The following is a 24,077-nucleotide window of genomic DNA, read 5'->3' on the forward strand; positions in this document are numbered from 1 at the left end:
TATGGAACTTCGTTATCTGCGCTACTTTGTCGCCGTCGCCGAGGCGCGACATTTCACTAAAGCGGCAAAAGAACTTGGTATCTCACAGCCGCCTTTAAGCCAACAAATTCAACGGCTTGAACGGGAAATTGGCACGCCGCTTTTCCGCCGTTTAACGCGCGGCGTTGAGCTAACGGAAGCGGGGGAGTCGTTCTATGAGGATGCCTGCCAGATCCTCGCCCTGAGCGATGCGGCGCTCGAAAAGACGAAAGGGATCGCCCGCGGACTGAACGGTCGGCTGGCGCTGGGCATTACCAGTTCTGATGCCTTCCATCCGCAGATCTTTAGCCTGCTGCAGCAGTTCCAACAACGTTACCCGGCGGTAACGCTGCATCAAATCGAGGGCAATATGGCGACGCTGATGGGTGCGCTTGGCGAAGCGGAGCTGGATATTGCTTTTGTACGCCTGCCTTGTGAAAGCAGTAAAGCCTTTAATCTGCGGATTATCGATCAGGAGCCGATGGTGATCGCGCTGGCGCGTTCGCATCCGCTGTCGTCATGCGATGAACTCGCGCTCGAGCAGCTTACCGACGTGGCGCCGATTCTTTTTCCGCGCGAAGTGGCCCCTGGCCTGTATGAGCTGGTGTTCAACAGCTATCTGCGCGCCGGTATTGACGTGCAGCGAGCCTATCAGTCATCGCAAATATCGTCGTCGCTCAGCATGGTGGAAGCCGGATTCGGCTTTGCGCTGGTGCCGCAGTCGATGACCTGCATCACGCTACCTGGCGTCAGCTACCACCCTTTGGCGGGCGCGCCGCTAAAAACCGATATTGCTATCGCCTGGCGACGCTACGAGCGTTCGCGCACGGTGAAGCATTTCCTGGCCATGTTTTAACCGGCGAGGTGACTTATTCAGCAGCTATTGACGTTTTATACTGTGTTTTAAGAAAGATAAACATTGGCGGCGGTCGGGCCACGCAGTCCGTTGACTCGACGAAATTCGACGCGGATGCCGGGGCTGATTGTGGTTGGCTCGCCGGGCGATAGTGCGGAAATATGAACCTGTACGTCTTTGCGACCATCGGAGGGGATGATCAGGCCTTTGCCTGTTTTATTATCAAATGTTTTGACAATACCTGTCATTTTTTGGAACAAATAAATACCTTTTAAATATGAAAACCGGCACGACTATACAGTAAGTGAGTGGGAAGTCTATGCAAATCGAAATAAAACCCGCGCTTGCGGGCTTTTACTTTGCCAAAAAAACGCCATCAGCGCTGGCTGATTATTGTGCAATCATGCGCAATAATCGGCTTCTGACAAGGGATAATTAAGCAGCGGTTTTTGCAGAGGACTGGAAAAATTTATGGCAGTAGGGGCAGATGAGTTGAGCACCTTTTTGTACTCGGCTGAAGCTGTGTTCTGAGTCCTGAGAGCAGTTAGGGCAGGAGCATTTTACGAGATAATTACGGCGAGTTTTAGCGTCTTTGCGTTCTGACATATGATATTTCCTGAGTTAAGGGCTTACGACCATACAGCATTGCGCCGCAAATAGCTCTAACTCATTCTGCATAGCGCGTAAATGAGGGAACTCAGGAACCCTATCGCTGGCACCAGTATGAGAAAAATCGTTTCGTGGCCGCAGGCGGTTAAAGAGTAAGTTTTCCCCCATATTTTTGTGATTAACATCACCCTTTAAAGTCAATGTTTTATTTATCAATCAGTTAATGGTGGGTGATTTTTTCGCGCAGAGAACAATTTTCTCCATTATTCGCGGATTAGAGGGAAAATAGGTAAGATTTTCTTCCGCGCCTAATATACATTTTAATGGTGGTCGAAGAACGCAAATCACGATGTTGATGATTATATGACCGTTTATTTTTTGGCTATTAAACGGAGTTTTGGCGGCAGTCTTATGTGCCAACTTCGCTGACCACGTAAATAAAAACTCACGATATTTTATGACTAATAATAGTTTGAGTATATCCTATGAAAACCAGAACTAAAGATATTGCTACCCTGGCCGTTCATGCTGGAAGCCAATCCGATCCGGTAACCAACGCTATATTTACCCCGATTGTCACAGCCAGCTCTTTTATCCAGCCTAACCTTTATGAAGGCGGCGATTTTTGTTATTCCCGGGTTTCCAATCCAACGCGTAAAGCTTATGAATCCGCACTTGCCGAGCTGGAGGGGGGGATATATGCCACCGCTACCGCATCGGGAATGGCGGCCACCAATATCGTAATGGAACTATTGCCCAAAGACGCACACATTATTGCGATGAAGGGCGTCTACGGCGGAACCTGGCGGCTGTTTGAGAAATTAAAAACGCACACCACCGGCGCCACAATTTCCTATATCGATCTGAACGATGAGCAGAGCCTGATGGCGAATATTCGGGAAAATACCGCCTTAATCTGGATTGAAACGCCGACCAATCCATTACTTGAACTGGTCGATATCGCGAAAGTGTGTCGTATTGCTAAAGAACACGCCATTACCACCTGCGTTGATAATACCTTTGCCAGCGCCTGGAACCATAAACCGCTTGAAATGGGGGCGGACATGGTCATGCTCTCCACCAGTAAATATGTTGGCGGACATTCTGATTTAATAGGCGGCGCGGTTATTACCAATAATGAAGTGCTCGCCTCGAGGCTCGATTTTATTAAAACAACGATCGGCTCTATTGCCTCGCCCTTTGATGCCTACCTTGCCCTGCGCGGTATGAAAACGCTGGATTTGCGCATGGAGCGTCAGTGCAGTAATGCCCTGCGCGTGGCGGAATATCTGGAAAACCATCCGGCGATTGCCAGCGTCTATTATCCGGGGCTGCTGTCGCACCCTCAGCATCAGCTATGCAAGAAGCAAATGCGTTCGGGCGGCGCGGTAGTGACCGCGACCCTGAAGGGAGACATGCAGAGCCTGAAACGCTTTATCGGCGGTCTGCACTATTTTGTGCTGGCGGAATCGCTGGGCGGGGTAGAGAGCATGATTAACCATTCGGCCTCAATGTCCCACGGTTCGATGTCAAAAGAGGAGCGGGAAGCGATCGGCGTTTATGACACGACTCTGCGCTTCTCCGTCGGCATTGAACATATCGATGACTTACTCCAGGACCTGGATATTGCCTTCGCCGCTATGGACCTCAAACAGGATAACCATCATGCATGATTATGGCATCTGGACGATAATTACTCCGCTGGTCACCATTATTCTGGCGATTCTGACCCGCCAGGTGATCCTCTCTCTGCTTACCGGTATTTTTGTCGGCTATGCGGTGATTCACCACAGCATTATCCAGGGCGTTGCCGGCACGCTGAACGGAATTATTGAAACCTTTGCCTCCGCCGGTAATGCGCGAACGATTATTTTTATGGTGATGATCGGCGGCATTATGCGGCTGATTGTGGTCACCGGCGGCGTGCGAAAGCTGGTGCAGTTTCTTTCGGAGAAAAATGATTTCGTCACCAATAAAAAGTCGGTCCAGCTACTGGCGATGGTGGTGACATCGTTAATCTTTATCGAGAGTTCGATAAACCAGCTGATTGCCGGCGCATCAACGAAAAACCTTGCCCGGCGCTATAAAGTCTCGCCGGAAAAGATGTCCTATATTATCCAGACTTCCTGCGTGTCCGTTTGCTCGTCGGTGATGATCAACGGCTGGGGAGCGGCGATGATGGGGGTTATCGGCGTCCAGATTGCGCAAGGCTACCTGACCGGCGAGCCATTTGAAGTGCTGGCAAGCTCGATGGTCTGGAATACGATGGCCTGGTTTTCATTAGCCTCAGTGCTTTTTTATATCCTCTCCGGCTGTAGCTGGGGGCCGATGAAAAAGGCGGAGGTTAAGTTTGAAACGGTCCAGACGGAAATAGAACAAGAGCATGGCGAAGAGGAAGCGGACCCGGTGATTGACCATCCGGCCTGCAACTCATTGCTCAACTTCTTTATTCCAATCCTTTCCACCGTACTTATGGTGCCGGTAGTGCTATATATCACCGGCGAGGGACAATTCTCCAAAGGCAGCGGCTCCATGTCGGTCTACTCCGGCGTTATGTTTGGCACCGTCGTCTCTTTTATCTGGTTTCGCTTGCGCGGTATTCTGAACGTAGAAAACTTTTTTAAAGAGCTGTATATCGGCTACGCCAGTATGGTGAAAATCAGCTCAATCATGATTCTGGCCTTCCTGATGGGGCATATTTCGGCGGAACTGAATACCGGACAGTATATTGCTTCGATAACCTCCGGCGTTATTCCATCCGGCTTTTCGATCGGCTTTATCTTCCTGATTGCCGCGGTGATGTCGCTGGCCACCGGTACCTCCTGGGGAACCTTCGCCATCATGATTCCAATTGGCGTCCAGCTCGGCGTGTCCTTAGGCATCGATCCGCACTTTATGATCGGCGCGGCGATTTCCGGCTCAATCTTTGGTGATATGACTTCGCCTATCTCCAGTGATGCCATCGTGGCATCGATGGCGACCAACTGTGACCATATTGAACATATTCGCACCCAGCTGCCTTATGCGCTGGTGACGGGCGGGCTGGCGCTCATTGTTTATTTAATTGTCGGCTTCACTCTTTAACTCAATATTCTTAAAGGATTTGCTATGACTCAGGCTATCGCGACAGAAAATGCGCCGCAGGCAATTGGCCCCTATATCCAGGGCGTGCGCAGCGGAAATTTTATTTTTACATCTGGTCAGCTACCCATCGATCCGCAAACGGGCACTATTCCCGAGTGCGCCGAAGGCCAGACCCGACAGAGCCTCGAGAATATTCAGGCAATCATTGAGGCCGGCGGCCTGACGGTCGCCAATATTTGTAAGATGACTATCTTCGTCAAGGATCTGAACGAGTTCGCCGCCATTAATGATGCCTACGCGGCGTTCTTCACTCAGCGTAACGCTTCTTTCCCGGCGCGCTCTTGCGTAGAGGTCGCCCGGCTGCCAAAGGACGTTAAAGTAGAAATTGAAGCTATCGCCTGGCAGGGATAACTCACGCGAAAGACGGCTCAACGGCGGCTTATTAGCCGCCGTTTTTATATCAAGGAGAGTGCTATGTCGGTAAAACATTATCTCAACAGCTTAGCGCGCGTCGCGCTGGTTGGTGGCGTCACTCCCGTTCAGCATCTGCAGCGGCTGTCGGAATATTTGCAGCGCGATATCTCTATAAAACGTGACGATATTTCGCATCCTGGCATGGGCGGTAATAAGCTCAGAAAGCTAGAGTTTCTGGCGGCAGATGGGTCTGAAGTGCGCAGCGCTGCTGGAGAATCCCATTCAAACCGCGGAGCCTAACTATCTCTGCAACGGCAACCATCTGCTGTTTAGCCTGATGGGCTGCGAGTCAGAAAGGGTTGCAGAACTTTACGATCCGGATGCGCGGCTGCAGCAGTTCAGCGAGCGGCTTTCGGCAGAAGGGGCGAAACCCTATATTGTTCCCGTCGGCGGCTCAAACGCGCTGGGGTCGCTGGGCTACGTTGAGTGCGCGCTGGAGATAGCGGAGCAGTGCGAGCAGATGTGTGCAGTCCGTGGTGGTGTCCTCCGGCAGCGCGGGGACGCATGCCGAATACCGCAGGGATGGAGGCGGTGGCGTTGCTGGCGCGGCTGGAGGGGATCATGCTTGATCCGGTCTATACCGGCAAGGCGATGGCGGGCCTGATCGATGGCGTGAAAATAACGCGTTTCACCGGCAGCGGGCCGGTGATGTTTGTCCATACCGGCGGCGCGCCGGCGCTCTTTGCTTACTATCCTCGCGTCTGAACAACGACGTTAACCAAAAATCGAACCACGCCCGCGCGTGCATGCCGGCGTGGTTTTTTTACATGCTGCGGCGGAGGGGCAGTGGACGCTTTACCGCCGGACAACGCCCGGCATCCATTCGTCCAGCGCCGCGTCAAACCTAATAACGCTTGTGCGCCATGATTTCGATAATTTGTCGGTCGGTATGCTGCATGGCCCGACCGGCGATGGCGCAAAGATTACGAATGGAGTTTTCCACATCGCGATCGACGATACCGTCGTTGCCGGAAACAACCGAATTATCCAGCGCCAGCAGAACTGCTTTCCAGGCGGAAGAGATGCTGGTGGACACTTTCATTGCGCAACTACCGGAAGCGCCATCGCATATGATGCCGCTGACGTCGCCAATCATGTTATTAACCGCCATGGCGATGGTGTCAAAGCTGCCGTTCATCAGCCAGATAATCCCCGCCGCGGCACCCATTCCGGCGGTAGTGGTGGCGCAGAGGGCCGATAGCCGCGGAAGTTGACAGTGAATATAAATGGCGACCAGATGTGATAGCGCCAGCGCGCGGGCCAGCTGCTGCTGGCTGGCGTGAAGACGCTCTGCGGCCACGACCACCGGCATGGTGGCGGTGATGCCCTGGTTGCCGGAGCCGGAGTTGGTCATCGCCGGCAGCGATGCGCCGCCCATGCGGGCATCCGACGCGGCGCTGGTGCGGTAGAGGATCTCGTTAAACATATCATCGGAAACCAGTCCTTTGTCGACCTGGCGCTTTAGCGTCGGGCCGATATGCAATCCCCACTCTTTGCTCAGCCCTTTCTTTGAAAGGGCGTTGTTCATTGCGCCAGCCTCGAGCATAAATTCCAGCGTCTGCGCAGGCGCTTCGCTAACGAAATCATAGATCTCGCGCAGCGAACTGTGGGCGACCTGCGCCAGCGGATCGCAGGCGGGAGCAGCGTTCGCGCTTGCGTCCTTAACAAACAGAGGCTCACCCATTTTCTCAATCGCCACCACGTTGGTGTGGTCGCCGGTGATGGTGACCGTCGCATGCTGGTCGCCCGCGTAGACTTTGGCGCGAACGTACAGAGTCTCGTCGCAGGGTTCCTGTAGCACCACGCGCACGGCGCCAACCTCAAGTAGCGCCCTGGCGGCATCAATTTCCCGACGGGTGGCCTTGTTAAGCACTTCCAGATTCGCCTGCGGGTCGCCGGCGATAGCGCCGAGAGCCGCGGCGATAGGCAAGCCGGTCATCCCCGTACCCGGGATGGTGACGCCCATACCATTTTTCATCAGATTCGGCGAGACCGCAGCTTCGATCCGCACAATCGCGCCAGAGAGCTGCTGCGCCGCCACGGCGCAGGCGAGGGCGACAGATACCGGTTCGGTACAGCCTAAAGCGGGTTTCACTTCCTGTTTTAATGCCTGAATAAACAGGTTCCATTTAGCACGATTTTCCCGGTGTGACATGACTGAGCCTCTGGAGCGGTGCAGAAAAATGGCCATCGAGGGGATGACTTTCTCCTCGACATTGATTTGCGCCTGCGGGCCAGAAAACGGCGCGGCTCGCAGGAACGATAATCAAAATATTACCGCACTCAGCAGAGAAAAAAGTTGCACGTTCAATTTGTAAAATAGCGCTTTGGGAGAAAATTTTTCTTTAAAAAGCGCGTTGCAAACGGCTTTATGGCGAGGGCTGCGCTGGCGGGATAAAAAAACCGGCAGAGTAGCCGGTTTGGTCGTTAGATCTTACAGGCGTCGCCGCAGTCATCATCGGCCACAATGGCCTGCGCTTTTTTATCGGCATCTTCAAGTCGTTCAGCGTTGCGCTCTTGCGCTTCTTCCAGTCCGCTAAAAACCAGGTTATCGAGATCAATTTCCATGCGTTACCCATTTAAGTTCAGTGTTGACCGTGTGCAAGTATAGGCAAAACGGCAGGCGGATGCACCCGGCCTGAGCCCCGGTAGCACATAGCGGTAAGCGCGGATGTTTTATTGCGCAAGGCGAGACGAGAAAAGGCGTGGGCGGCGACAAACAATAGTTGAGCGGATATTTCATTTTTAGCCATCAAATTGTTGAATGTTTATCACGCTATTTGTTAAACAAATCGACAACGAGCGCCACACTGGCCATTGACTTGTAAAGATTATGCTAATATTGCCGTGCTTATGGATGTATCTATGGATTATGGTCAATGGTATCGACAACCGCAGTAGCCGCCGTCAAAGAATGGCGGAAACATAATAAATTTATTTGTCAGGTTAAACTCAGCTATAAAAAGGTACTGCGTAAATGCAGAGAAATATCTTTAACCGGAGGGAAATACAAAGAATATCAGACATTATGCGCCAGCTATGCTTGCGCGAAATTAACGGGAGCCACCGAGGGGTTGGTTAACTTTGAAGATAAACCCTTTAAAGCCTATTTAAATAAAAAGATGTCAAAAAGAGCGAAACTCGATATCGCTCATGGCTCTTTGAATTTTATAGAAAAAAGCTTTCGTCCCGAGGCCTTGCCGCAGCTGTATGATATGGCGAACTTTGGCCGTACGCTTATCGCCATTCCGCTGAAAAACGGTAGCAGTATTGATGTGAAGCTCCTGGCATCGCCTTTTCAGGAGGAAGGGGAGCTCATGTTGTTAATGTTCCTTGGCGATAAACGCGTCTACAGTATCTGTTTTTCCTGCACTGACGATGGCCGCGCCTGGATTGGCGGTATTCAGGGAGGGAAAGATATCGATAATGAAGAGGTGAAGGCGCTGACGAAAGAGCTTTACGGCACCCGTCCTAAAAACTTAATTATCACTCTGCTGTACGGTTTTTTAGCCTTTTTCAATATCAAGGAGATCTATGCTATCGACAGTGATTTTCATGTTAAAAGCGACAGAGTAAAAACTCGTTATTCTGAGCTTTGGCTGGAAATTGGCGGCGAGAAGCATCGACGCGGCTGGTATAAATTACCGCCAACCGAGATTAAGAAAAGCCTGGAAGAGGTTAAAAGTAAGCACCGTAGCCAGTTTATCAAGCGTGAAGGTCTGAAGGAGCTGGCGCAGTTGGATCTTGCCGCCGCGCTAGGCGACATCTGCCTCTGCCGTAACGCCGGATAAGCATAAAGTGAAGATTGTCGACCCGCAGGGGGCTGCGGGTCGACAATCGTTTTGCCCTTCATCTTTCCTCGCCTCAACTCCGCGCGTTCAGCCTTACAACCGCTTCATCTGATAAATTAGTTTTATAAATTAAAAAATTTTAAACATTTCATGCGTGATAGTTTTACATTATTTTTACAAATACATATAATTCCTTACGTTCTTCGCTCTGCCTGAGAGCGTCCAACCAACATGATATGCGGTCTGTGCCCTTATCGGTCTGATAAAGCGCTGTTTATATAAGATGTTTTGGTTTTTTCGACTGACGTCGTATGGGATGAAATATGGACGAACGACAAGGTAGCGGAAGGGGAATTTTCTTCACCGTCTACCGATTACTCTTTGTATTACTGAGCTTTGGCATTGGGCTCTTTTTCACCATCTGGGGGGGCAAACTCCTCTCGCTGGGCGGCAGCGCTTGGTATCTGCTCGCCGGTATTGCTTATCTGCTTATCGCCGTCGGCTATCTCGCCCGCAGTCGATATGTCCTGCCTTTTGCCATTCTGACTTTTCTGTTGACCCTTGCCTGGGCGCTGTATGAAGTGCAGCTCAGTTATTGGGGACTGATCCCACGACTGGTGGTGCCTGCGCTGATGCTGATGCTGGCGCTGTGGCTGTCGGCGACGCTGCCGATGCCGCGTACGCGGGTACGCTACGCCAACTGGAGCGCTTCGGCGATTTTCCTCGTGCTGCTGGCGACGCTGGTCTCGGCCTTTTACCCGCACGGCGGTATTCATAACGGCGTGGTGAAAGCGAGCGACGACAAAACGCCGACCCTGGCTGCCAGAAGCGATAACTGGGCGTTCTTCGGTCGCGATGCCTCCGGCACCCGTTTTGCGCCGTACGAGGACATTACGCCGCAAAACGTCAAAAACCTGAAAGTCGCCTGGACGTACCATACCGGCCGGCGGCTTACCGGCGCCGGAATTGGCGTCGATGAAAATACCCCGCTGCAAATTGGCGATACGCTGTACTCCTGTACGCCGCTGAACGTGGTCACCGCGCTGGATGCGGATACCGGTAAAGCGCGCTGGCGTTTTGACCCGCACGCGCAAACCGCCGAGCACGTCACCTGCCGCGGGGTTGGCTATTGGGATGCGCAGAGTGATGATTCTCTGAGCGCAGAGGAGAAGGCCAGCCCGTCGCTGCAGCAGTGTCCGCAGCGCATCCTGGTGTCAACGGTCGACGCCCGCTTGATCGCCCTGAACGCCAAAACCGGCGAGCTGTGCGATGACTTCGGCGACCACGGTAGCGTTGATCTGAAACAGGGTATGGACAATACCGAAAACAGCAAACGCTACCATCCGACCTCAACGCCGGTGATTATGGGGCATATTGCGGTGCTCGGCGGCTGGGTGCGCGATATCGTGCACGGCGAACCCTCCGGCGTGGTGCGCGCGTTTGACGTCCGTACCGGCAAAGTGGTGTGGGCGTGGGACGTCGGCCAGCCGGAAAACGTGACCGATCCGGTAAAAGGGCGCGTCTACACTCTCGAAACGCCGAACGTCTGGACGGTGCCGGGCTTTGACAAAGAGCTGAATCTGATTTATCTGCCGACCGGTAACGGTCCGCCGGACTACTGGGGCGGCGATCGCAACGCGGCCAAAGAGAAATATGGCTCGTCCGTGGTGGCGGTGGATGCCAGCACCGGGGAGACGAAGTGGGTCTTCCAGACCGTGCATCATGATATCTGGGACTATGACCTGCCGTCGCAGCCGGTACTGTTCCATATGAAAAACGACCGGGGTGAAGAGGTTCCGGTCCTGATCCAGACCACCAAAACCGGGCAGATTTACGTGCTCGACCGGCGTACCGGCAAGCCAGTGACTCGCGTAGAAGAGCGACCTGTGGCCCACGACGGCGCGGAAGGCGAGCATCTCTCCGCCACCCAGCCGTTCTCCACCGGCATGCCGCAATTGGGCGTCGAGCCGCTCACCGAGAAGTCGATGTGGGGCGTGACGCCGTTCGATCAGCTGATGTGCCGTATCGACTTCAAAGCGTCGACTTATCTGGGTATGTACACGCCGCCGTCAGAGAAGCCGTACATCGAATGGCCGAGCCTGCTGGGCGGCATGAACTGGGGCGGTATCACTATCGATGAGCGTACAGGAACGCTGTTCGTCAATGATATGCGGATGCCGCTGAGAATGTCGCTGGTGCGCAAAGAGGATATGGCGAAATACAAAGTCTCCACCGACGAGGTGCCCGGCTTTATGGGGACCGTGCGTCCGCAAATTGCCGGGCCATACGGCGGCGTGCGGATTGATATCTTGCAGTCGGCGCTGGGCGTTCCCTGTAATACGCCGCCGTTTGGCACCATGAGCGCCATCGACCTCAATACCCGCCAGCTGATATGGCAGGTACCGATGGGATCGGTAGAGGATACCGGTCCGCTGGGGCTGAAAACGCACATGCATATCCCGCTGGGTATGCCGACGCTGGGCGGCCCAACGTCCACGGCTTCCGGACTGGTCTTCTTCGCCGGTACCCAGGATAACTACCTGCGCGCGCTGGATTCCGCTACCGGTAAAGAGCTATGGCGCGCTCGTCTGCCGGTAGGGGCAGTGGCGGCTCCGCTGATCTATAAATCACCAAAAAGCGGTAAAGAGTACGTGGTGATCTCCGCCGGGGGCGCCAGCCACTCGCCGGACGTGGGCGATGATATTATTGCCTTCGCGCTGGAAGAGTAGCCGCAGCCGGTTCGCTCTTACGCAACTAACCGCCCCTGCGTGGGGGCGGTTTTTTTATGCTCTGAAGATTACCCGGCGCTAAACCGCGTGACAGGCGACGAGGTGGCCGTCGGCAACTTCCCTTAGAAGCGGAATATCACGGCGGCAGCGGTCGCTGGCCTGCGGGCAGCGCGAAGAAAAACGACAGCCGGAAGGGGGCCGGGACGGGTCGGGAATTTCACCTTGTAGCGCCGCGACCGGCTCGCTGTCCGGATCGAGGGTCGGTACCGCCGCCAGCAGCGCCCGGGTGTAGGGATGCAGGGGGCTGCTGAATAGCGCATCGCGGCTGGCGGTCTCTACTAACTGACCGAGATACATTACCGCTACGTCATCGCACAGATGCTCTACTACCCCCAGATCGTGGGAGATAAACAAAAACGTCACCCCATGGTCGTCTCGCAGGTCGGAAAACAGATTGATAATCTGCGCCTGAATCGACACATCGAGGGCTGAAATCGGTTCATCGGCAATAATAAAATCCGGGTTTAAGATCAGCGCACGGGCAATGCCGATGCGCTGACGCTGGCCGCCGGAAAATTCGTGCGGGAAGCGGTTGTAATGCTGCGGAGACAGCCCGCAGATGCGCATCACCTCAAGGGTTTTGTCATACAGCTCCGCCCGGCGACAGAGCTTGTGTTCCAGCATCGCCTCGCCGATGGCGACGCCAATGCGTATGCGCGGGTTTAATGAACTGTAGGGGTCCTGAAAAACCAGCTGGATTTTAGGCCGCAGCGCGCGCATCGCCTGCGGCGACAGTTCGGCAAGCTCCTGGCCGCGAAACTTCACGCTGCCGGCGGTCTTCTCGTATAGCCCCAGCAGCGTGCGGCCAACGGTGGTTTTCCCGCTGCCGGATTCGCCTACCAGGCCAAAAATCGTGCCCCGGCGAATCTTAAAGCTCACGCCATCCACGGCCCGCAGCACGCCGGTCTGCTGGCCGAATAGCCCATCGCGTAGCGGGAAGTGTTTTTTTAGCCCATCCACTTCAATCACGTATTCATGACTCATGCCACGGACTCCGAAAGTTCACTGTAAAAGCAGGCGGCCTGCCGGTTATGCCCCGATAGCGGCGGAATGCTCTGTCGGCAGCGCGCGGTGGCTTTTGCGCAGCGCTCGGCGAAGGCGCATCCGGCGGGAAGGGCGGCGAGGTCCGGTACCTTACCGGGGATTGAGTAGAGGCGTCGCCGCCGCTCCCCCGGCACAGGGCGCGAGGCGATCAGCCCCTGGGTATAGGGATGCTGCGGGTTACGCAAAATGGCGGCTGTCGCACCTTGCTCAACGATACGCCCGGCGTACATCACCACCACGTGTTCGGCCATCTGCGCGATAACCCCGAGATCGTGAGTAATCAGCATCATCGCCATCCGGTTGGCTCGCGCCTGGTCGCGCAGCAGTCGCAGGATCTGCGCCTGCACGGTGACGTCCAGCGCGGTCGTCGGCTCATCGGCAATCAGCAGCTTCGGCTGGCAGCTCAGCGCCATGGCGATCATCACCCGCTGCAGCATGCCGCCGGAAAGCTGGTGTGGATAGCTGGCCATCAGGCTATCCGCGCGCGCCAGTCCAACATCAGCCAGAAGCTGGATAGCGTGCTGCCATGCGATCTTCGGCGACTCGCCGCGGTGGCGAATAAGCGGCTCGCACAGCTGCTCGCCGACGGTGAGTACCGGATTAAGGGCGCTCATCGGTTCCTGAAAAATCATCGCCAGCTGATTGCCGCGTAGATCGGCCATATGGGCATTTTTCAGCCGCAGCAGATCCTGATCCTCGAAAAGTATCTCCCCACCGTCAATGCGCGCCGCCTGCGGCGGCAGCAGGCCCATTAATGACATGGCGGTAACGCTTTTACCGCAGCCGGATTCGCCGACGACGCCAACGGTCTGCCCGGCGCGGATAGTGAACGACACCTCCTGCACCGCGCGTACCCGGCCTTTGTCGGCGGCAAAAGAGACCGAAAGTTGATTAAAGGTAATTAATGCGCGACTCATTTCAGCCTCTGTTTCATTTTGGGGTCCATGGCGTCGCGCAGACCATCGCCCAGCACGTTGATGGCAATGACGGTGATAAAAATGGCGATCCCCGGCGGCATCCATAGCCAGGGGCGGCGCTGAAAATCGATCAGGCTGTTAGCGGCGTCCATCATATTGCCCCACGACGGCGTCGGCGGCACAACGCCAAGCCCGAGGTAGCTAAGCGCCGACTCGCTGAGAATAGCGTTAGCCACCGCCATCGTCGCCATCACCACCAGAATCGGTACCGTATTCGGCAGCAGATGACCAAACAGACGGCGCCGCGCCGACAAGCCCAGCACCTGGGTCGCCAGCATAAAGTCGCGCTCGCGCAGGGAGAGGCACTGCCCTCGTACCAGCCGGGCAAGCTTCGGCCACTCCAGCAGGCTCAGCATAACTACCACCATATAGATGCGTGAATTCGGCGAGAAATCGAGCTCGGAGAGCATCGCTCCCGCGACAATCAGCAGCGGCAGGCCGGGGATGGTCATCACCAGATCGGCAAAACGCATGATGAGTTTATCGGTCAGGCCGCCGGCGTAGCCCGACAGCGCGCCGAGCAGATAGCCAAGGGTGACCGACAGCAGCATGGTCAGCAGGCCGATGATCAGCGAAATGCGTCCGGCCAGTAGCAGGCGGGTGTAAATATCGCGACCGAGAAAATCGGTACCCAGCCAGTGCTGCGCGCCGGGTGGCTTGTTGATCATCAGCGCGTCGGTAGCATCGTCCTTCCACGGCGACCACAGCGGCCCCAGCGTACACCAGAGGGCCATGATGACCAGCAGCAGCAGGCACAGCATCGCCAGACGATTGTGACGCAGCGCCTGCCAGGCCTGACGCCAGGGGGACGGCGTAACCTGCGCCAGCGCCGGAATTTCCGCGTCGCGCAGGCGTCGGTTGGAAGAGAACAGGGAACTGAGCATCAGGACCTCACGCGAATGCGCGGGTCGACCCACGCGTAAAGCACATCGGCAAGCAGATTGCCAAGAATGGTGAGCACCGCCAGAAACAGGGTGAATCCCATTAACACCGGGTAGTCGCGGGCGGCCAGCGAATCAATATGAATATGTCCAGCCCCGGGCCAGTTAAATACTTTTTCGGTGATGATCGCCCCGGAAAACAGCCCCGGCAGCTCGAAGCCGAGCAGGGTAATGATCGGCAGCAGGGCGTTCCGCAAGGCGTGCTTCAGGATAACCGTGCGTTCGCGTAGCCCTTTAGCGCGGGCGGTGCGGATAAAATCCATTTTCACCACCTCAAGCATGCTGGCGCGAAAATAGCGGGTCAGGCTACCTGCCTGGAGCATCACCAGCGCCAGCACCGGCAGCACCAGATGGGCGGCAACCTGTAGCACATAGCCCCAGCCGCTGTCGTCGCTGCCGGTACGGGTCATCCCGCCAACCGGCAGCCAGTGCAGGTCGACGGCGAACCACTTAATCAGCAGCAGACAGAGGAAAAAGGTCGGGAACGACATGGCGGCGAAGACCGCGACGCTCACCAGATGATCGAACAGCGAGTTGGGCTTCAGCGCCGAGATTGCGCCGACCGTCAGACCAATCCCCCAGTAGAACACCAGCGCCACGCTGGCCAGCAGGAAGGAGTTCCAGATGTACTGGTTAAGCAGCTGGCTGACCGGAATCTGGTACTGCAACGAGAACCCAAGATCGCCGCGCAGCAGCTGGCCAAGCCAATGGATATAGCGGGTGAGTAACGGCTGGTCCAGACCGTAAATCGCCTTCAGTTCGGCGGCGCGGGCGGCGGTGAGGGTGATATTGCCGTCGATAAAATCGCCCGGCGTTTTGGCAAACAGCATAAAGATAATGAATGAAGCCAGCAGCAGCATCGGCAGCGTTTGCAGCAGCCGTCTCAGGATGAAATTTCTCATGGCATTCTCACGTCAGCCGCCGGACATCCCGGCGGCTGGGGATTTACTTAACGATTTTGACATCCGGCAGGCTGCCGGTCAGGCCGTTGTAGATATCCGGTTTGAAGCCGGTGACCCGGGCGCTGCTCGCCGAGAGAATTTCGCGGTAGCCGAGAAGGATAACCGGCGGGTCCTGCGCCAGTACCTGATACAGCTGGTGGTAGATAGGCTTGCGTTTCTCAACGTCGAGCACCGAGTTACCTTCGGTAATCAGCTTATCGACCTGCGGATTGTTATAGCCGGACTCTTTCGCTTCCGCGCTGTAAAAATCCCAGACGCCATCATGCGGGTCGTTAAGGGTGCTGGTGCTGAACGACGCCAGATCGTAATTACCCGACTTACGCTGCGCCATCAGGGCGTTGAAATCGACGACCTGCGGTTTTAACAGGACGCCAATCTGCTGCCAGTTCTCTTTGGCGATAGGGATCAGCGCATCGTTAAGCACTTTCTTACTCACCAGCAGGGTTAACTCCAGGCGTTTGCCCTCTTTGACGCGGATACCGTCCGGTCCCGGTTTCCAGCCGGCATCGTCCAGCAGCTTCTTCGCCTGCGCCGGGTCATAGTGATACGGGTTCACTCCGTCGGCGTTCCAGGCCCAGGAGATTGGCGCGATAGGCTCAATCGCTACTTTACCGTAGCCCTGGTAGACCACATCAATCAGCTTCTGGCGATCGAGGCCGTAAATCAGCGCCTGGCGTACCTTGACGTCCTTCAGCGCCGGGCGGCGGACGTTAAACTCCACCTGGCTGTAGTCGCTGGAGCCGTAAAGGTTGATGTTGGCAAAGCCGAGCATTTTCAGCTGTTCGATATCGTCAGGACGCGAGGTAAAGGCGTCGTAGTCGGTTTCGCCCGTCTGGAAGAGCTGAAAGTTGGTCGCCGGGTTGGTCACGCGATAGATAAAGCGCGGAGTGGGGGGCGTACCGCGATAAAAATGGCTGTTGGCGTGGAAACGAATCTCCTGGCCGGGGATGTATTTGTCGTAAACGTAAGGACCGTTGCCCAGCGGTTTGCCGTGCAGGGTGCGCAGATAATCGAGATTGCCGCGCTGGTAGCCTTTGCCGTAATACGCTCTGGAGAGTACCGGACCGCCAATTTTTGCCAACGTCGTCGCGCCCGGCTGGGTGGTGGTCACCTGGAGCGTCAAGGGATCCAGCACTTTCAGACCGCTGACGCTATCGGCTTTCGCCGCTTTGTACTCCGCGCCGCCGGCGATATTGGCGAGCGTAATATCGGTATCGCCGTCGTATTTCGGGTCCAGCAGCACGGTGAGGGTAAAGGCGACATCGTCAGCCGTCAGCGGCGAGCCGTCGCTAAAGGTCAGATTGGGGCGCAGCTTGATGGTGTAGACCTTGTTGTCCGGACTGACCGTCCAGCTTTCGGCGAGACCCGGCACCAGTTTGCCGTGGCTGTCCCAGTCGATCAGGCGGGAGAAGATCACGTTGGTGACGTTTTCATCCCAGCCGTTGACGAAGAAGTAGGGGTTAAAAATGCCCTGCGGCTCGGAAATGCCGGCCACGACGGTATCTTTACGCAGCTTTGCCGCTGCGGGGATCTGGCTGGCATCGCTGGCCGGGGTGATCCCTTCTTTTAAGATCTCGTCGGCGATGGCGACAGAAGAAAATGCCACCGCGCCGCCGAGCAACGCGATTTTCAGAGCAAGCGCGAACCGCGTCTGTTTGGTTTTTAACCCGTGCAGTAGTCTGGACAAAAGTGCTCCCTCATCAAAGAATTGCGTAGTGTATTTACAAATCATGACGAAAGATAAGAGGCGCTTAGCGCCCTGTCTAACACCGAAAGGCTATGGCTTATAGCAATTTAGCATTAGCAATAATTCAGTATTAATCTGCCACTTTTGCGCTAAACGCCAGCATTCTTCGCTGCCGTATCGCCGGAAAGGGTTAAGCGGTCAGCCACCCAGCCGGCATGCTGCTGTAAATGAGGATTGGCCAGCGGCTTCGCCAGGCGTATCCGCAGCTGGCCAATCACCCGTCCCTGAATCTGCTCGCAGCTGCCGTATAACAGGCGGGCATCGGCGCCCAGCAGCGCGGCGATGCGCTGTAAATCCGGTTCCTGCCCGCTGCTGCCGTCAAAATGCAGCGTGACCAGCTGCTGGTTTTCGCTCAGCGAGAGTCGTTCTTCCGCACGGTCATGATGGAGCGTGCCGAGCAGGCTTTGCGTGACAGCATGTCCGGGATGACCAAATACTCGCCACACCTCGCCCTGTTCGATAATTTCTCCGTGCTCAAGTACCGCGACCCGGTCGCAGAGGGTGCGAATGACGTCCATCTCATGGGTGATCAGCACGATGGTCAAACCAAGGCGCTGGTTGATCTCTTTAAGGAGTTTTAGTACTGCAAGGGTATTTTCCGGGTCGAGGGCCGAGGTGGCTTCGTCGCACAGCAGGATCTCCGGCTGCGTGACCAGCGCACGGGCGATACCGGTGCGCTGCTTCTGGCCACCGGAAAGCTTAGCCGGCCAGCTGTCGCGCAGATCGCTGAGGCCGACAAGCGCCAGGATCTCCGCAACCCGTTTCTGCCTTTCCGCCCGCGGTACCCCGGCCATTTTCAGCGGCAGCTCAACGTTCTGCGCCACCGTTTTGGTCGCCATTAAATTAAAGTGCTGAAAGATCATCGCGACCCGCCGGCGCAGGTCGCGCAGCTGGCTGCGGGAGTAGTGCCGAGTATGTTCGCCGTGAATGGTAATCTCACCGCTGTCGGCGTTTTCCAGGCGGTTGAACAGGCGCAGCAGGGTTGATTTTCCGGCGCCGCTGCGGCCAATAATGCCGAAGATTTCTCCCTGAGCGATCTGCAGATTAATATCCCGCAGCGCCTGCACGCCGTTGGGGTAGGCTTTACTTATCTGGCTCAACTGAATATGCGTTGTGGCGTTGGGTTTTTGCGTCACGATGGCGGCTCTGTTAACGAAATTAAACGGCAGCCTGCAGGCTGCCGATGAACATCCGGCGATTAAAAACCGGGCAGGATTTTGCCTTTATAGCGGGTGAGAATGAAGCTGCGCACGCGGTCTGAGTTCAGGGCTTTCGCCAGCTTCTGAATGCCGGGATCGTTGATGTTGTCGGGACGCGCCACCAGATACTCGACGTACAGATCGCTACCTTTTTCCACCAGCAGCGCCTTGTCGGTATCAATTCCGGCCTCCAGCGCATAGTTGGCGAAGATAAACGCCAGATCGACCTGATTCACCGCCCGCGCCAGCATCGCGCCTTCCAGCTCGCGAATTTTAAAACGGTGCGGATTAGCGGTGATATCTTTGGTCGCCGACTGCGGATCCTGCGGGTTTTTCAGGGTAATCAGCCCGGCATTGCTGAGCATCACCAGCGCGCGACCGGTATTCACCGGATCGTTCGGAATGGCAACGGTGGCGCCATCCGGTACCTCTTTGAGCGTTTTATATTTACTCGAATAAGCGCCAAAGGGTTCAATATGCACGCCGACCACCGGAAGCAGATGGGTATGGCGGGTCTGATTGTAGTTATCAAGGAAAGGGCGGTACTGGTAGTAGTTGGCGTCGAGATTTTTCTCCGCCAGCTGCTGGTTAGGCTGGATAAAGTCGTTAAAGACTTTAATTTTCAGATCGACCCCCTGTTTCGCCAGCTCGGGCTTCACGAATTCGAGAATTTCGGCATGGGGGACCGGCGTTGCGCCCACGGTCAGCGTCTCATTGGCGCTGGCGGACAGGGAGAAAAGGGCCAGAAGCCCCGCTGCGAGGATTGTTTTTTTCATTGTCTTATTCCTGAAGCTATTGTTATTTGCGGCTCATCGCCTTCACCAGACGATCGCCGCTCATTTGTACTATCTGCACCAGCGCAATCAGCAGCAGAACGGTTATCACCATCACGTCCGTCTGGAAGCGCTGATAGCCAAAGCGGATGGCCAGGTCGCCCAGCCCGCCGCCGCCGATGACCCCTGCCATGGAGGTATAATCGACCAGTAAAATCGCGGTCACGGTCACGGCGGCAATAAGCCCGGCGCGCGACTCCGGCAGCAGGGTGTGCCAGATTAGCTGCCAGGTGTTGCCGCCCATCGACCAGCTGGCCTCCACCAGACCGTGCTCCACCTCGCGCAGCGCGGTCTCAACCAGCCGGGCAAAGAAAGGCGCGCAGCCGACAACCAGCGGCGGAATGGTGCCTTCAACGCCCAGCGAGGTGCCGGTAATCAGCGTCGTCACCGGGATCATCACAATCAATAAAATGATGAAGGGTAGCGAGCGCAGAACGTTGACCCCCAGCGACAGCAGGCGATAGAGGCGCGGAGCATGGAGCAGGCGAGGCTGGCCGCTGAGATAGAGCACAATTCCCAGCGGTAGGCCAATCAGCACGGTAAAGCCCAGCGACCAGCCCAGCATGGTCAAGGTATCGAGGCTGGCCTGCGCCACGTCACCCCAGTCGATATCAGCGAAAAAAGCCAGCGCGCCGTTCATCTCAGTTCCAGTCATGGCGTTGTGGAGGAATGCCGTTCAGCACCCAGTTGCCCAGCAGCTGATATTTCCAGCGCACCGGATCGTGCAGGGTGTGGACGCGGCCGTTGCGCCAGTGGCGATCAAGATTGAGGGCGATGCTGGTTGAGCGGGTGCCGCTAAGCTCAAACAGGCGGCTGGCGGCTTCCAGCGCCGCTTCGGTGGTAAAGACCTTGGCGCGCGCCACGGCGATAGACGCCTGAGCAACGTTATCCTCGCTCAGTGCGTATTTATAGCGATCGAGCACTTTGCCGGCCCGCTCCAGCAGCGCATTGGCGGCGGCCAGCCGGCTGTCAAGCTGGCCAATATGGTAGATAGTCAGCGGGTCTTCGCTGGCCCGCTCAACGCCGGCATCGATCCACGGGCGAGCGAACTGGCTGACAAAGTTCACCGTGTCGTTAAGCGCCGCGCGGGCAATCCCCAGGTCGATAGCGGCGGTGGTGAGCTGGGCAAACGGCCCGGCAAGGGTTGGCGTCGCGTAGGATTTCCAGGTCGGGAACAGGTGGAAAGGCTCGACGACAAGATTCTCCGCCAGGACCGTTCCGCTGGCGGTGGTACGCTGGCCGAGGCAGGCCCAGTCGTCGATGACCGTCAGCCCAGCCGATTCGCGCGGCACAAACGCCAGCTGCGCGTTATTCTCTGCATCGAGCGCCAGAATGCCGATCCAGTGGGCGTAGAGCGAACCGGTGCAGTAGCCTTTTCGACCGGTGATGCGCAGACCGCGTTCGCTGGCCTCCAGGCGAGTGCGGATATCGAGTACCGTCTTGCCGCCGGTTTCAGAAAGCGCGTTGGCAAAGCGATAGCCTTGCAGCGCCTGAGCGAAGAAAAATGCCTGCTGCTCTTCGCTGCCCTGCAGACGGATATCCTCCAGAAGACAGTAATGGTTCTGGGGAATTTGCCCCAGCGACGGGTCGGCGGCGGAAATAATCGCTATCACCTGGGCCAGCGTGGCGGCGGATACCTCGGCTCCGCCCCATTGCCGCGGGACGGTGATACCCCACAGGCCGCTATTGGAGTAGGTATCGATAATCTCCGGCGGCACGCTGCCGCTGCGATCGCGTTGCGCCGCGCCGGGCTGCAGTACCGCCGCGATTTCATGGGCGATGGCGATGGCTTCGTCATCGCTGCGGATAACGTATGCCTTTGGCGTCTGGCGGCAATAGTGAAGGGTCTGTTTTTCGTCGGGCATAGTCACATCTCATGGTTAATAAACGGCATATGCTAAAAATAGCTAAGTAAATGCCTAATAATTCCAGTGGGTTATATAACTGTTAAAGCAAAGGCTATGCCAGAACGCGTTTCTTATTTAATGTTTATTAAACAGTAAGTTAGTTTTTTGGTACGCGCTCGTACTGCTGCAATTGCAACGCAGAATGAATCAGCATGTTGGATTTGCAACAGTGGGCAGAGTGAACAGGCCGGGAGTCACGCAGGCGTTTCGGCCCCGGCTTACCGGGGCTCGAGTGTCGTTGAGGGATGGCGGGGAATTATCGCGCCTGCCAGAGGATCTCCGGTTGAGCAAAATTTTCTTCGACGCGGGCAAAAAAACGGCTGGCGTGCAGGCCGTCGACAAAGGCGTGATTGAATTTGCCCGCGACCGGAATAATACCGTTTTTCAGCTTGCCCCAGGTGAGGGCGGGCACCGACGCGCCAACGTAATACTCAGCGTGAGTCATAGCGCTGAAATGCAGCCACGGCAGGCAGCTGGCGCAGAAGAAATTTTCGCCGTTGACGATAAGCGGCGCCGGCGCGGTGTGTTTTGCCGCCTCGATATTTGGCGTGGCGGCCTGGCTGAAGGCGGCAAAATCGGCGGCATTCTCGCACCAGACCTGGCGGAAACCTTCCTGGGCGGTCATCACTGGCGTCATCACCGCCAGCTGGTCATATTCGATAATATCGTCGCCCAACAGCCGCTGTTTAAGCTGCGGCACCTCGTTCGCTGCGCGCACAAGGGCGAAGAGGGCCAGCTGGAAAAACGAGACGCCGCGATCTTTCGCGCACTCATATAGCCGCTGCGCCTCGACAGGAACGCAGAGATTAAAGCTGGGATTGGCAAAACCGCGATAAAAATCAAAATGATCTTTTCGCGGCCAGGTTTGTTTGTCTATGACGTGATAGTTGGCCACGGGCGTCTCCTGTTGAATCACTGTCTGACACTATGCGACGATTTCAATCAGGTTGCCATCGGGGTCTTTAATTACCGCTTCATAATAGCCGTCACCGGTGGTCCGAGGCGCAGAAACCAGAATATCCTGCTCAGCGGCGCGTTTTGCCAGCCTGTCGACGTTCTCCGTACCGCCAACGGTTATCGCCAGGTGCACCCAGCCGGTGTGGTTATTATCCGCCGTCAGCGCAGTCAATCCCGGCTTGGTCATCAATTCAATGGCAATATCATCGCCGATCCTGACAAAAAAGGATTCAAACCCCGGGTTGGTCTGACTGCAGTACTTCTCATTTATCTCACCGTCGAAGAAGGCTACCCAGAAGCGGGCCTGTTGCTCAAGCTGACGGGTCCAAAGGGCGATATGGGCAATTTTCATGGCAAACCTCGGTATAGGGTGTGTTGACAGTCAGGGTACGAATGCACGATTATGCGCTTTATTGCTCGATGAACAATCTTTCAGGAGTTATTTTTTGCTCGATTATGCTGCTTTTCCTAAACAACGACAAGCGCTTATTTGCCAGATCCTCCAGGAGAACGGCAGAGTGGTTTGCGCCGAACTGGCCAGCCGTCTGAACGTCTCCGAGCATACGATTCGACGTGATTTACATGAGCTTAGCCGCGAGGGATACTGCAAAAAGGTCTACGGCGGCGCGGTGATGACCCTGCCTGAGGCCGGTGACTACAGCGCGCGCAAAGAGAAAAATACGGCGACAAAAAGCAGAATCGCGCAGAAATGCGCAAAGCTGGTGAAGCCCGGCGGCTGCATATTCATTGATACCGGCACCACCAATCTGGCGATGGCGGAGGCGCTACCGGCGGAGCTGGCGCTAACGGTGGTCACCAACTCCCCCGAGATCGCTGCCGTATTGCTCAAAAAACCGCTGTATGACGTCGTGATGCTTGGCGGGCAGATCCAACGCGCCACCGGCGGCTGCGTGGGGGCCTCCGCCGTGGCGCAGATTCAGGGTATGCTTTTCGATCAGGGGTTTATCGGCGGCTGCGCCATGGCGCCTGAGTCGGGCCTGACAGGCTTTGACTATTCCGACTGCGAATTTAAAAAAGCGGTCATTAAACAGTGCAGCGAAATTATTGTCGGCCTGACCTCCGATAAGATCCCGGCGGTGGCGCGCTTCGTGGTGGTCGAGAGCAGCGCCATTGACGTACTGGTCGTGGAGGAAAATATTAGCCGGGAATATCGCGACGCGTTCAGCGAGCACGACATCCGTATTTATACCGTTTAAACGGTATGTTGGCCTACTTTGACAGCGAAGTGGCAATCAGGCGCAGGCCGAGCGCGCCCAGTACCGTGGCGGTGACGATATCAATCTTACGCTTCATGCGCAGATAGACGCTGCGCGGGCGGGCGGAAGAGAGCACCAGCGCCACCAGCGAATACCAGCTGACGTCGATCAGGAAGCTCATCAGCGGCACGATATAGTAAAAGGCCAACGGGATGCGTTCCGGCAGCAGGGCGGTAAAGATAGAGGCGAATACCAGCGCCGTTTTCGGGTTGCTGAGCTGGGTATAAAGGCCATCGCGGAAGGTTTTCAATAGTGAATGTTCCGCCGCCATGCCGCCTGCGGCAAAATCCATCGGCTGCGCCGCGCCGCGGTAAATTTTATAACCCAGCCACAGCAGATACAGGCCACCCGCAACCTTCAGGCCGATGAACATTTCCGGCACCGCCGTCAGCACTTTTTGCAGCCCCATCATGGCCATTATCGAAAAGATAGCCGCGCCCGCGCCGGTTCCCAGCGCGGTGACCAGACCGTGCACCCGCGAGCGCGCAACGGCGTTGCGGGCCACGTAAATAAAGCTTGGACCGGGGCTGATAACGCCCATAATGAGAACCGCGGCAATGGCCATCAGGCTGGATAAGAACATAAGCGCTCCTGGTTGATGTTGAGCGCTAA

General features: G+C 56.1%; 23 protein-coding genes and 1 pseudogene. 8 read left to right on the top strand and 16 right to left on the bottom strand.

The window, feature by feature from the left end; all coding sequences use genetic code 11:
- Position 1 precedes the first annotated feature (1 nt).
- The gene (locus K2184_RS02145; RefSeq protein ID WP_004102798.1) at positions 2-874 is read left to right on the top strand and encodes a LysR substrate-binding domain-containing protein; all 873 of its coding nucleotides are present in this window, start codon (positions 2-4) and stop codon (positions 872-874) included.
- Between the two features lie 47 nt (positions 875-921).
- On the opposite strand, the gene cspF is transcribed toward K2184_RS02145, so the two are convergent.
- Together cspF and K2184_RS02155 are read right to left on the bottom strand one after the other, a co-directional pair.
- Positions 922-1,134, bottom strand: a complete 213-nt coding sequence (gene cspF / locus K2184_RS02150) for a cold shock-like protein CspF (protein WP_017145721.1) — start codon at positions 1,132-1,134, stop codon at positions 922-924.
- Between the two features lie 175 nt (positions 1,135-1,309).
- Positions 1,310-1,480, bottom strand: coding sequence for a YnfU family zinc-binding protein (locus tag K2184_RS02155; RefSeq protein ID WP_213799282.1), 171 nt, complete (start codon positions 1,478-1,480; stop codon positions 1,310-1,312).
- A 488-nt stretch (positions 1,481-1,968) separates the two neighbouring features.
- Between K2184_RS02155 and K2184_RS02160 the strand changes: the two genes are divergently transcribed.
- The 4 genes and pseudogenes from K2184_RS02160 (at position 1,969) to K2184_RS02175 (ending at position 5,746) form a co-directional block, all read left to right on the top strand.
- Entirely contained in the window at positions 1,969-3,156 is a 1,188-nt protein-coding gene (locus tag K2184_RS02160) for a trans-sulfuration enzyme family protein (RefSeq protein WP_049128528.1), read from the top strand.
- Positions 3,149-4,567, top strand: a complete 1,419-nt coding sequence (locus K2184_RS02165) for a Na+/H+ antiporter NhaC family protein (protein WP_049128529.1) — start codon at positions 3,149-3,151, stop codon at positions 4,565-4,567. The genes K2184_RS02160 and K2184_RS02165 overlap by 8 nt, the downstream gene beginning before the upstream one ends.
- A 24-nt stretch (positions 4,568-4,591) precedes the next feature.
- Positions 4,592-4,978: a RidA family protein gene (locus tag K2184_RS02170; protein WP_004113504.1), complete on the top strand. Its 387-nt coding sequence runs from the start codon at positions 4,592-4,594 to the stop codon at positions 4,976-4,978.
- Positions 4,979-5,041: 63 nt separating this feature from the next.
- A pseudogene (locus K2184_RS02175) lies at positions 5,042-5,746 on the top strand (hypothetical protein).
- A gap of 139 nt (positions 5,747-5,885) precedes the next feature.
- Here the strand turns inward: K2184_RS02175 and K2184_RS02180 are convergent.
- Positions 5,886-7,196 carry an L-cysteine desulfidase family protein gene (locus tag K2184_RS02180; protein ID WP_004102787.1) on the bottom strand — a complete coding sequence of 437 codons (1,311 nt, stop codon included), beginning with the start codon at positions 7,194-7,196 and terminating at the stop codon, positions 5,886-5,888.
- Positions 7,197-7,468: 272 nt separating this feature from the next.
- Entirely contained in the window at positions 7,469-7,609 is a 141-nt protein-coding gene (locus K2184_RS02185; protein WP_004102786.1) for a hypothetical protein, read from the bottom strand.
- Between the two features lie 311 nt (positions 7,610-7,920).
- On the opposite strand from K2184_RS02185, the gene K2184_RS02190 reads away from it, so the two are divergent.
- Together K2184_RS02190 and K2184_RS02195 are read left to right on the top strand one after the other, a co-directional pair.
- Entirely contained in the window at positions 7,921-8,832 is a 912-nt protein-coding gene (locus K2184_RS02190; RefSeq protein WP_032728369.1) for a DUF535 family protein, read from the top strand.
- A gap of 323 nt (positions 8,833-9,155) precedes the next feature.
- Entirely contained in the window at positions 9,156-11,561 is a 2,406-nt protein-coding gene (locus tag K2184_RS02195; protein WP_004113491.1) for a membrane-bound PQQ-dependent dehydrogenase, glucose/quinate/shikimate family, read from the top strand.
- Between the two features lie 78 nt (positions 11,562-11,639).
- On the opposite strand, the gene K2184_RS02200 is transcribed toward K2184_RS02195, so the two are convergent.
- The 11 genes from K2184_RS02200 to K2184_RS02250 all read right to left on the bottom strand — a co-directional run bounded on the left by K2184_RS02200 (position 11,640) and on the right by K2184_RS02250 (position 22,540).
- Positions 11,640-12,605, bottom strand: a complete 966-nt coding sequence (locus K2184_RS02200) for an ABC transporter ATP-binding protein (RefSeq protein WP_024274290.1) — start codon at positions 12,603-12,605, stop codon at positions 11,640-11,642.
- A complete protein-coding gene (locus tag K2184_RS02205; protein ID WP_004102782.1) occupies positions 12,602-13,582 on the bottom strand; it encodes an ABC transporter ATP-binding protein in 981 nt (326 codons plus the stop codon). Before K2184_RS02205 ends, K2184_RS02200 begins: the two co-directional genes overlap by 4 nt.
- Positions 13,579-14,526, bottom strand: coding sequence for an oligopeptide ABC transporter permease (opp4C, locus tag K2184_RS02210; protein WP_004113485.1), 948 nt, complete (start codon positions 14,524-14,526; stop codon positions 13,579-13,581). The genes K2184_RS02205 and opp4C overlap by 4 nt, the downstream gene beginning before the upstream one ends.
- Positions 14,526-15,485 (bottom strand): ABC transporter permease, encoded by a 960-nt coding sequence (locus tag K2184_RS02215; protein WP_004102780.1) that lies wholly within the window; start codon positions 15,483-15,485, stop codon positions 14,526-14,528. Before K2184_RS02215 ends, opp4C begins: the two co-directional genes overlap by 1 nt.
- Before the next feature lie 43 nt (positions 15,486-15,528).
- Entirely contained in the window at positions 15,529-17,232 is a 1,704-nt protein-coding gene (locus K2184_RS02220; protein ID WP_004102771.1) for an ABC transporter substrate-binding protein, read from the bottom strand.
- 149 nt (positions 17,233-17,381) lie between these two features.
- Complete coding sequence (locus K2184_RS02225; protein ID WP_004113483.1) at positions 17,382-18,428, bottom strand: methionine ABC transporter ATP-binding protein; 1,047 nt, start codon at positions 18,426-18,428, stop codon at positions 17,382-17,384.
- 62 nt (positions 18,429-18,490) lie between these two features.
- Positions 18,491-19,267 carry a MetQ/NlpA family ABC transporter substrate-binding protein gene (locus tag K2184_RS02230; RefSeq protein ID WP_023321136.1) on the bottom strand — a complete coding sequence of 259 codons (777 nt, stop codon included), beginning with the start codon at positions 19,265-19,267 and terminating at the stop codon, positions 18,491-18,493.
- A gap of 22 nt (positions 19,268-19,289) precedes the next feature.
- Positions 19,290-19,964, bottom strand: coding sequence for a methionine ABC transporter permease (locus K2184_RS02235; protein WP_004102765.1), 675 nt, complete (start codon positions 19,962-19,964; stop codon positions 19,290-19,292).
- 1 nt (position 19,965) lies between these two features.
- Positions 19,966-21,189, bottom strand: coding sequence for an SfnB family sulfur acquisition oxidoreductase (locus K2184_RS02240; RefSeq protein ID WP_163525483.1), 1,224 nt, complete (start codon positions 21,187-21,189; stop codon positions 19,966-19,968).
- Between the two features lie 298 nt (positions 21,190-21,487).
- Positions 21,488-22,126 (bottom strand): CatA-like O-acetyltransferase, family 1, encoded by a 639-nt coding sequence (locus K2184_RS02245; protein WP_016810075.1) that lies wholly within the window; start codon positions 22,124-22,126, stop codon positions 21,488-21,490.
- A 30-nt stretch (positions 22,127-22,156) separates the two neighbouring features.
- The gene (locus K2184_RS02250; RefSeq protein WP_023321133.1) at positions 22,157-22,540 is read right to left on the bottom strand and encodes a VOC family protein; all 384 of its coding nucleotides are present in this window, start codon (positions 22,538-22,540) and stop codon (positions 22,157-22,159) included.
- Between the two features lie 94 nt (positions 22,541-22,634).
- Between K2184_RS02250 and K2184_RS02255 the strand changes: the two genes are divergently transcribed.
- Positions 22,635-23,405 carry a DeoR/GlpR family DNA-binding transcription regulator gene (locus K2184_RS02255; protein ID WP_004113471.1) on the top strand — a complete coding sequence of 257 codons (771 nt, stop codon included), beginning with the start codon at positions 22,635-22,637 and terminating at the stop codon, positions 23,403-23,405.
- Between the two features lie 13 nt (positions 23,406-23,418).
- Here K2184_RS02255 and K2184_RS02260 read toward each other — a convergent pair whose 3' ends face one another.
- Entirely contained in the window at positions 23,419-24,048 is a 630-nt protein-coding gene (locus K2184_RS02260; RefSeq protein ID WP_004102757.1) for a LysE family translocator, read from the bottom strand.
- Between the last annotated feature and the right edge of the window lie 29 nt (positions 24,049-24,077).

The sequence above is a fragment of the Klebsiella sp. K5-306 genome, assembly GCF_051835185.1.
In the GTDB taxonomy this organism is placed as follows: domain Bacteria; phylum Pseudomonadota; class Gammaproteobacteria; order Enterobacterales; family Enterobacteriaceae; genus Klebsiella; species Klebsiella oxytoca.